The following is a 9,024-nucleotide window of genomic DNA, read 5'->3' on the forward strand; positions in this document are numbered from 1 at the left end:
AAAGCTAAAATCACGCTTTATTTTTACTATCAATTTGAATCGTAACTGGGCCATCATTCAGCAATGAAACTTTCATATCGGCACCAAAAATCCCGGTTTGTACTTTTTTGCCCAATTCCTTTTCCAACTGTTTTACAAAACTTTCATAGAGCGGGATTGCTACTTCTGGTTTTGAAGCTTTTATATACGAAGGGCGATTTCCTTTTTTGGTCAAGGCATGCAGCGTGAATTGAGAAACCACAATAACTTCGCCATCAATATCTTTCACAGAAAGATTCATTACCTCGTTTTCATCTCCGAAAATGCGAAGATTTGTAATTTTTTGACAAAGCCAATTGATGTCTTCTTGCGTATCTGCGTCTTCAATTCCTATCAAAAGAAGCAGCCCCTTTTGAATATCGGCCACAATTTTAGAATCGATGGTTACTGATGCGGAGGAAACCCTTTGAATAACTGTTTTCATTTTTGATTTACGTCTTTGAAACTAAACATTGACATCTATTCTCTCGATTTATCACTAATGATTCGATCCTCGTTGTAATCATCTGTACGATAATGCTCGTCGTCACCTTCTAGAATTTTTAGATAACTATTGTAACGGGACCAGGCGATCTCATCTTTTTCCAATGCGGCTTTTATGGCACAATGCGGTTCTTCTTTATGCAAACAATTATTGAATTTACATTGGTCTTTCAATTTAAAAAATTCGGGAAAATAACCGCTGATTTCTGCAGGATCCATATCGACCATTCCAAAACCTTTGATTCCGGGAGTGTCTATAATTTTGGCGCCAAAAGACAAATCATACATTTCTGCAAAAGTGGTTGTATGTTGACCTTGTTTGCTCGCTACCGAAATTGTTTTGGTTTTCAAATGTAAAGAAGGTTCCATAGCATTTACCAAAGTCGATTTCCCGACACCCGAATGTCCAGAGAACATACTTACTTTGCCTAACATCATTTCTTGTAAAGCTTCTACACCCTTCATTTCTGCAGCCGAAACTCGCAAACATTTATATCCTATTTCCTGATACACATGTTGCATATACAGCTGTTCATCAAGCGTAACCTCATCCAAAGTATCTATTTTATTAAAAACCAAAATAGCTTCAATTCCATAAGCTTCGGCAGTTACCAAAAAACGGTCAATAAAGTTGAATGTGGTTGGTGGATTGTTTACGGTTACTAACAAAAATACGCGATCAATATTGGAAGCAATTATATGCATTTGATGCGATAAATTCACGGCCTTGCGAACTATATAATTCTTTCTTTCGTGAATAGTATGGATGGTTCCAGTAATAGTATCTGAGGTTTCTTCAAGCTCGTAATCGACAATATCACCCACAGCAATTGGATTGGTACTTTTAATTCCTTTGATTCGGAATTTCCCTTTCATACGGCATTCTATAAAATCGCCTTGTTCAGATTTTACGGTGTACCAACTTCCTGTAGATTTGTAAACGAGTCCTGTCATAGAGGATTTTAGATTTATGATTAACGATTTTAGATTTATGATTTAAAACCTAATATTCTGCAAAGATAATTGATTTATAATTGTAGATTAACGATTTTAGATTTATGATTTTAGAAGACTATGAAATAAACAAAAAAATCCCAAAACCTGAGCCTTGGGATTTATTGCAATCTAAATTTTTCGATTCACGAAATCTGAAGTCAAAAATCGTTACTCTTCAATCTGAAATCTTTTACGAGTTCAAGATTTTTTCTTGGTGACCAATACTTTCTTGGTGGATATTCTTGAACAATTTAACTATAAATTCTTCTGTCAATCCTTTTTTGGCACCTTCAGCAATCATTTTTTCCTGAATTTCATTCCAACGGTTGTTTTGAAGAATAGCCACGTTATTGTCTTTTTTTACTTGACCAATTTCGTCAGCTACTTTCATTCTTTTTCCTAATAAGTCTAATAAATTAGCATCAAGCACGTCGATATTAGCTCTCAATTTGGTCATTTTTGCAGTAAACTCATTGTCACCACTCACTTTTCTTACTTTCAAATCTTTGAAGATTTGTTTCAAAGCAGCAGGTGTTACTTGTTGAGCTGCATCACTCCAAGCGTTATCTGGATCGTGGTGTGTTTCGATAATCATACCGTCATAATTTAAATCCAATGCTTCTTGGGTCACTTCAAGAATCATATCGCGGTTACCTGTAATATGCGAAGGATCGATAATCAAAGGCAAATCAGGGAATTTATTTTGCAATTCGATAGCAATCTGCCATTCTGGAATGTTTCTGTATTTCGTTTTTTCGTAAGTAGAAAAACCTCTGTGAATTACTCCCAGTTTTTTGATTCCGGCAGCATACAAACGCTCAACTCCACCCAACCATAAAGCCATATCAGGATTTACAGGATTTTTAATCAATACAATTTTATCAGTCCCAGCCAATGTATCAGCAATTTCCTGAACAGCAAAAGGGTTAGCTGTTGTACGAGCACCAACCCATAAAACATCAATATCATTTTCCAAGGCCAATTTACAGTGTGCTGCAGTAGCAACCTCTGTACCCATAAGCAAACCTGTTTCTGCTTTAGCTTTCTTTAACCATTTCAATCCAATCTCTCCAACACCTTCGAATCCTCCTGGACGTGTTCTTGGTTTCCAAATACCTGCTCTAAAAACGCTAACGTCCGAGTCTTTCAATTCATGAGCAATTTTTAACACTTGCTCTTCTGTTTCAGCACTACAAGGTCCTGCTATTACAAATGGATGAGACAATTTGAATTCGTTCAACCAATCTCTCATTTCTTTCTTATTTTCCATCTTTTCTAAAATTATCTCCAAATCTGCTCTCTTTCAAGAAGAGTTTCCATAAATGGAGAATTGTTGTTTAATTACTTACTACTTTTGTTATTATTTAATTCCTTTTATTCTATTGTTATTCCAAAGTGAGACACCAAACTAAGTACTCCCTACTTTTTCGTATTCATTCCGTTTAATATTTCTTTTATTCGATTAACACTTTGCATTTCGTCAAAAATCGCTTCGTAATCATCATTTACCAAAAGTTCTTTGAACTTGGTTAAATTTGAAATGTATTCTTCCAATGTTTTCACCACCTGCTTTTTATTTTGTTTAAAAATCGGCGTCCACATGGCTGGCGAACTTTTGGCCAAACGAACCGTACTTTCAAAACCGGAACCCGCCATATCAAAAATATCTTGCTCGTCCTTTTCTTTATTGATTACCGTTTTTCCAAGCATAAAAGAACTGATATGCGATAAATGTGACACATAAGCAATATGCTTGTCATGTGATTTTGGATCCATGTATCGAATTCTCATTCCGATTGCCGAAAAAAGTAACAATGCCCTTTCCTGTAGTTTGAAAGTCGTTTTTTCGACTTCGCAAATGATGTTAGTCTTGCCTTGAAACAATCCTTTTATCGCCGCCGATGGCCCAGAAAACTCAGTTCCTGCAATTGGATGCGTTGCTATAAAATTCCTTCTTCTTGGATGACCCGCAACAGCTTCGCAAATTGGAATTTTTGTCGAACCCACATCAAAAACAATAGCAGAGTCGGAAATTAAATCCAATACTGTTGGCAAAACCACAATCGCCGTATCCACTGGTACCGAAACAATCACTAAATCAGCTTTGGACAAATCATCAAAAGTCGCTGCTTCATCAATAACTCCAAGCGCTATAGCTTCTTGCAAATGCTTTTCATTACTGTCAATTCCAAAAATTTTGGCATCAGGATTCAAACCTTTAGCGTCCAATGCTATTGATCCACCTATTAATCCAACACCTATTACGTATATATTCATTTTTTTTAAGTTATCAGTTATTGGTTGTTGGTTGTTGGCCTAAACTATCAACAAACAACTATCAACTAAATCTATTTATCGCTTCCTGTACTTTCTCCTCTTTTACACAAAGTGCAAATCGGATGTAACCTTCTCCATTGCTTCCAAAAATAGTTCCTGGAGTAATAAAAATAGATTTCTCGTATAATATTTTATCAATAAAATCCTCAGCTGATGCTATTCCTGTTGGCAATTTGGCCCAAACAAATAGTCCAACACCTTCTTTGTACACTTCACAACCTATTTTTTCGGCCAATTGTTCAGTAAGTACACGACGCTTTTTGTAAACGGCATTCATCGAGTCAAACCAAGATTGATCGCTTTTCAATGCTTCAACAGCCCCTTTTTGGATTCCGTAGAACATTCCGCTGTCCATATTGCTTTTTACTTTTAAAACCGAATCAATCAACTTTGCACTTCCTAAAACCATTCCTACTCTCCATCCAGCCATATTGAAAGTTTTGCTCAAAGAATTCAACTCTAGCGCCACGTCTTTTGCTCCTTCTACCTGCAACAAACTCATTGGTTTATCATTCAAAACAAAACTGTATGGATTATCATTAACTAATAATATATGATGCTTTTTGGCGAAAGCCACTAATTTTTCAAACAATTCCAAACTTCCTCTTGCTCCTGTCGGCATATGCGGATAACCAATCCACATGATTTTCACTTTTGACAAATCTAGTTTTTCCAAAGCGTCAAAATCAGGCTCCCAATTATTCACTTCTTTCAAATCGTAATAAACAGGAACGGCTCCAACGAGATTCGTAACTGAACTATATGTTGGATATCCCGGATTTGGAATTAAAACGTGATCCCCTTCATTCAAGAAAGCCATTGAAATATGCATAATCCCTTCTTTAGAACCAATTAAAGGCAAAATTTCCACATTAGGATCCAAGGCAACTCCATAATTATTTTGATAAAAATCGGCCATTCCTTTTCTAAGTTCCGGCAATCCTTGATAACTTTGGTATTGGTGTGCATTCTCATCCTGCATTGCCGAAACTACAGCATCTATAACCGCTTGTGATGGTTTTAAATCTGGGCTACCAATTCCCATATTGATAATTGGTTTTCCCTCTGCCGCCAGTTGTCTCACTTCTCTCAACTTGGAGGAGAAGTAGTATTCTTCAATGATATCGAGACGTTTTGCTGTTGTAATCATGCTATTTTATATTTCTCTTTTCAGAGTTTATTTTATCTTTAAAAACTTTTGACTTGTAACTTTTGACTAATTATGGTTTGGTATTTTTATATTCTCCCAATACTTTAAAATACTCAGCCATAATCTGCATTAATGATTTTGCTTTGGCGAAATCTTCGTATTTCTCAAAAGTGACATCAACAAAAAAAGAATATTTCCAAGGTGTTTCAATTTTTGGTAACGATTGTATTTTAGTCAAATTCAATTTACAATCACTCATTACATTTAGTACCGCTGCAAGACTTCCTCTTTTATGATCCAATTCAAATTTGATGGAAGCTCTGCTGATTTCATTTTCATCTGCAAATTCTTTTTCCTTTTTAATAATGACAAAACGAGTCATATTATTGTTTATCGTTTGGATTTCTGGTGCCAGAATTTCCAAATCGTACATCTCCGAAGCCGTTTTACTAGCGATAGCCGCAATTCCTTTTAGCTGTTTTTCGTGTATTCTTCTGGCAGTTTCGGCAGTATCTTTGTCTTCAACCAGTTTTATGTTTGGGTGTTTTTTCAAGAACTCCATACATTGCAACAAAGCCATCGGATGAGAATGTACTTCCAGAATGTCTTCTATTTTTTGTCCTTTCAGCGCCATTAAATTTTGATGAATATCAAGATAATGCTCACCAATAATATGCAGATTGTTTTTGTCAATCAATGCGTAATTTGGAATAATAGGTCCAGCAATAGAATTTTCTATAGCCATTACTGCTTGATCTGATTTTCCCGACAGCAAACTAGCTACCAATTCCTCAAAAGACAGACATTCGTCCACTTCGATGTTTTGATAAAAATAGTCTTGGGCCACTTGATGGTGGAAAGATCCTTTAATTCCTTGTATTGCAATTTTCGTTCTCATTGGGTCAAAAAAAAATCCTGATTTTCATCAGGATTGTATATTATTTTTATTTGTTTTTTGTTCTTCAAATAACCATAGCACAATCCCTTACTTCCTAAAGAAGAAATAAAAAGAGTTGCTAAAATAAAAACGGTTATTAGACATGATGTGCTTTGTTGTTCAATTAATTATTGCAAATGTATGACATATTTCGAGTCAGCCAAAATAAAAATAATCTTTTATGTAACAAAAAAAGATTCGTTTGTTAAAAGGGATTTTAATTCATTATTCCATAAAAATAAAGCTTTTTGAGACGTTAAAATTATTGAATCCAAAACGAAAATTAAACGATAAATGGCTATTTGGATAAAAAACAGTGTTTTTTTGAATCCGTTGCTTTTGAATATTGATGAAAAAAGACTGGTTTCTGATTTAAACTAAATGTCTTGTGAGCAGAGTGAGGGATTACTTCACTATACTTTTATTTTCATAGGAGTTCAGTGAATTGCATTTGAAGCTAGCTACCAAAGTAGCGCGGATAGCCCGACCCCGTTGAGTAAAGGAGCCGAATAAGCGGTATCTAAAGTTGGCTCCTTTGCTCAACAGGGTCACTCCCAAGTGACTTTTTATATTATTTAGGTAATGCTTTGACTAATCCATTTCTTGCCTTCGGAAATTCTGGTGACTACCATTGCTGAAACCAAATCTCCATTGGCATTCAATAAAGTGGCAATGGGATCCACTAAAGTTCCAATAATCATAGCGGCTGGTAAAGCTTGCTCCATTGGAAAACCATAAACGGTTATGGCGAGAATCTCTCCTATATATCCCCCGTTTGGAATGCCACCTTCGACTACGGATACTATTATGGTGATTCCGATTGCAGTTAATAAAGTGTATGGATCTGTAAAATCCTTGCCGAATAAGGCAAAAATGACCGCGATTTTGACAATCGACGACATACTAGAACCGTCTTTGTGCAAGGGTGCTCCTAGTGGAATTACGAGATTCCGAATGTGACTTGGAATATTCATTTGCTCTGCCGCTTCGAGATTCGCCGGAATGGTTGCAATACTACTGCACGTTCCAACTGCCGTTAATGCGGGTGTGATGTTGTTTTTCCAAAATATTTTGAGCCCCAGTTTTCCTCCTGCGAAAAAAGCATACAAACTGAAAAACACAATAAAGTAAAAAGTACAAACGGCATAATATAACGCCAATGGTTTGGCATAAGCTCCGAACAATTGCGGTCCGAAGATACCGACTTGATAGGCAAAATAAGCCCCAAGACCAATTGGTGCCGTTTTCATAATGAGATGCAGTAGTTGTTTCATCACTTCGTTTCCAGAATTAAGAAACCGTGCGAAGTCTTTCCCCTTTTCGCCTGCACGCAAAGTTGAAAAACCGATTAGAAAAGAAAACAATATGAGCGCCAACATATTTTTTCGGGACAATATCTCATAGAAATCATTGACCGTTACTAATTGAGTGATTTGGGAACCGGTACTGCTTTCCTGAATATTTTCTAATGCTATTTTTGAAATTACTACGCCTTGATGTATCGGAAAAATCAAAACACCAATAATCATTATAATGGCCGAAATAATCACGGTTGTTAAAAATACTCCTAAAACTATACCGAAAAGTTTTCCAAGTTTTTCGGATTTTTGCAAATTGGCAATGGAAGAAGCAATGGTAAAAAATACTAGCGGAATGATTGCCGTAAAAAGTAAATTCAGGAAAATATCTCCCAATGGTTTTATGACTTCTACCCCATTCCCAAAAACTAGACCTAAAATACTACCAACCATTATTCCGCCAAGGAGTAATAGAATACTACTGTAATTTTTTAAGAAACTGCCTGATTGATTATTTCCCATACTGATTTAGTTTAATTGTAAATATATAAATCTTAATGATAAAGCCATCATTTCTATCCAACCTTTGTTAAAGTTCAAAACTTTGATAAAGGTGAAAGGGTCATTGTTGGACAAAAACAATAAATAAAAGTTTTTTCTGTTTACTTTTGCAACAAATAAAGTTTTATGTCAATAGAAGTAAAAAACATTTCGAAAAGTTATGGTACCCAAAAAGCATTGGACAACATTTCTTTTTCTGTTAAAAAAGGAGAAATCGTTGGTTTTTTAGGACCTAATGGTGCCGGAAAATCGACCTTAATGAAAATTTTGACGACATATCTTCACGCTGACTCTGGTGTTGCGCTAGTTAATGACTTTGATGTAAACACGCAGGAAAAATCGGTGCAGCTTTCTATTGGATATTTGCCAGAACACAATCCATTGTATTTGGATTTGTACGTGAGAGAATATCTGGCTTTTAATGCCGATGTCTATAATGTAGATAAATCAAGAATCGAAGATGTGATTCAGCTGACGGGTTTACAAACCGAAAGCCATAAAAAAATAGGACAATTATCAAAAGGATACCGCCAACGTGTAGGTCTTGCAAATGCATTATTACACAATCCTGATGTTTTGATTCTGGACGAACCTACAACTGGATTGGACCCAAATCAATTGGTCGAAATCAGAAATGTGATTAAAAACGTTGGAAAAGACAAAACCGTTTTTCTTTCAACACATATTATGCAGGAAGTGGAAGCGATTTGTGACCGAGTGATTATTATTGACAAAGGGCAAATCGTTGCCGATAAAAAATTGGACAATTTAATCTCAGCCAATAAAGAACAAGTAATCGAAGTAGAATTTGATTTAAAAGTAGAAGAAGACCTAATTGCTCAAATTCCGCATTTAAAATCGTTTAAAAATATCCAGGGTTGCTCTTGGGAATTGATTTTTGTTTCGGATAAAGATATGCGTCCGACAGTATTTGACTTTGCTTACGATAATGGCTTGAAGACTTTACAGCTCAATCAGAAGAACAAGAATTTAGAAGCTGTGTTCAGAGAAATTACAAAGTAAGGTGGCAGATTGCAGATTTTAGTTTGCAGTCTTAGTTTTCAGATAAAAAACAAGCTCGTTTAAAATGATTTAAAGGTAGTGTCTCACTAACTGTGTAAGTTGAAAAGTTATTCTGAAAAATATTTGAGCTAATTTAAAAAGCTCAAAAATATTTTTTGGAAATAACTTTTTTGCTATTTTTAAAATTACATAGTTATGAT

Annotated in this window: 8 protein-coding genes; 1 reads left to right on the forward strand and 7 read right to left on the reverse strand. The window is 35.4% G+C overall.

Features of this window, described 5'->3' with window-relative positions:
• Window positions 1-10: 10 nt before the first annotated feature.
• The 7 genes from dtd to KZH69_RS19010 form a co-directional block, all read right to left on the reverse strand.
• Window positions 11-463 carry a D-aminoacyl-tRNA deacylase gene (gene dtd / locus KZH69_RS18980; protein WP_219319054.1) on the reverse strand — a complete coding sequence of 151 codons (453 nt, stop codon included), beginning with the start codon at window positions 461-463 and terminating at the stop codon, window positions 11-13.
• Window positions 464-498: 35 nt separating this feature from the next.
• Window positions 499-1,476, reverse strand: coding sequence for a ribosome small subunit-dependent GTPase A (rsgA, locus tag KZH69_RS18985; protein ID WP_219319055.1), 978 nt, complete (start codon window positions 1,474-1,476; stop codon window positions 499-501).
• 232 nt (window positions 1,477-1,708) lie between these two features.
• Window positions 1,709-2,788 carry a bifunctional 3-deoxy-7-phosphoheptulonate synthase/chorismate mutase type II gene (locus KZH69_RS18990; RefSeq protein WP_219319056.1) on the reverse strand — a complete coding sequence of 360 codons (1,080 nt, stop codon included), beginning with the start codon at window positions 2,786-2,788 and terminating at the stop codon, window positions 1,709-1,711.
• 149 nt (window positions 2,789-2,937) lie between these two features.
• Complete coding sequence (locus KZH69_RS18995) at window positions 2,938-3,795, reverse strand: prephenate dehydrogenase (RefSeq protein ID WP_219319057.1); 858 nt, start codon at window positions 3,793-3,795, stop codon at window positions 2,938-2,940.
• A gap of 61 nt (window positions 3,796-3,856) precedes the next feature.
• Window positions 3,857-5,005 carry a pyridoxal phosphate-dependent aminotransferase gene (locus KZH69_RS19000; RefSeq protein WP_219319058.1) on the reverse strand — a complete coding sequence of 383 codons (1,149 nt, stop codon included), beginning with the start codon at window positions 5,003-5,005 and terminating at the stop codon, window positions 3,857-3,859.
• A 70-nt stretch (window positions 5,006-5,075) separates the two neighbouring features.
• Window positions 5,076-5,903: a prephenate dehydratase gene (locus KZH69_RS19005; RefSeq protein WP_219319059.1), complete on the reverse strand. Its 828-nt coding sequence runs from the start codon at window positions 5,901-5,903 to the stop codon at window positions 5,076-5,078.
• Between the two features lie 614 nt (window positions 5,904-6,517).
• Complete coding sequence (locus tag KZH69_RS19010; RefSeq protein WP_219319060.1) at window positions 6,518-7,762, reverse strand: dicarboxylate/amino acid:cation symporter; 1,245 nt, start codon at window positions 7,760-7,762, stop codon at window positions 6,518-6,520.
• Between the two features lie 165 nt (window positions 7,763-7,927).
• On the opposite strand from KZH69_RS19010, the gene gldA reads away from it, so the two are divergent.
• Window positions 7,928-8,824, forward strand: a complete 897-nt coding sequence (gldA, locus tag KZH69_RS19015; RefSeq protein ID WP_219319061.1) for a gliding motility-associated ABC transporter ATP-binding subunit GldA — start codon at window positions 7,928-7,930, stop codon at window positions 8,822-8,824.
• Window positions 8,825-9,024: the final 200 nt, after the last annotated feature.

Origin of the sequence: Flavobacterium taihuense, from assembly GCF_019351435.1 — a bacterium.
Lineage (GTDB): Bacteria > Bacteroidota > Bacteroidia > Flavobacteriales > Flavobacteriaceae > Flavobacterium > Flavobacterium taihuense.

Bases quoted from the DNA above. Each gene is read 5' to 3' on its own strand.
- dtd (WP_219319054.1), bottom strand. From the start codon at position 463: ATGAAAACAGTTATTCAAAGGGTTTCCTCCGCATCAGTAACCATCGAT.
- rsgA (WP_219319055.1), bottom strand. From the start codon at position 1,476: ATGACAGGACTCGTTTACAAATCTACAGGAAGTTGGTACACCGTAAAA.
- KZH69_RS18990 (WP_219319056.1), bottom strand. From the start codon at position 2,788: ATGGAAAATAAGAAAGAAATGAGAGATTGGTTGAACGAATTCAAATTG.
- KZH69_RS18995 (WP_219319057.1), bottom strand. From the start codon at position 3,795: ATGAATATATACGTAATAGGTGTTGGATTAATAGGTGGATCAATAGCA.
- KZH69_RS19000 (WP_219319058.1), bottom strand. From the start codon at position 5,005: ATGATTACAACAGCAAAACGTCTCGATATCATTGAAGAATACTACTTC.
- KZH69_RS19005 (WP_219319059.1), bottom strand. From the start codon at position 5,903: ATGAGAACGAAAATTGCAATACAAGGAATTAAAGGATCTTTCCACCAT.
- KZH69_RS19010 (WP_219319060.1), bottom strand. From the start codon at position 7,762: ATGGGAAATAATCAATCAGGCAGTTTCTTAAAAAATTACAGTAGTATT.
- gldA (WP_219319061.1), top strand. From the start codon at position 7,928: ATGTCAATAGAAGTAAAAAACATTTCGAAAAGTTATGGTACCCAAAAA.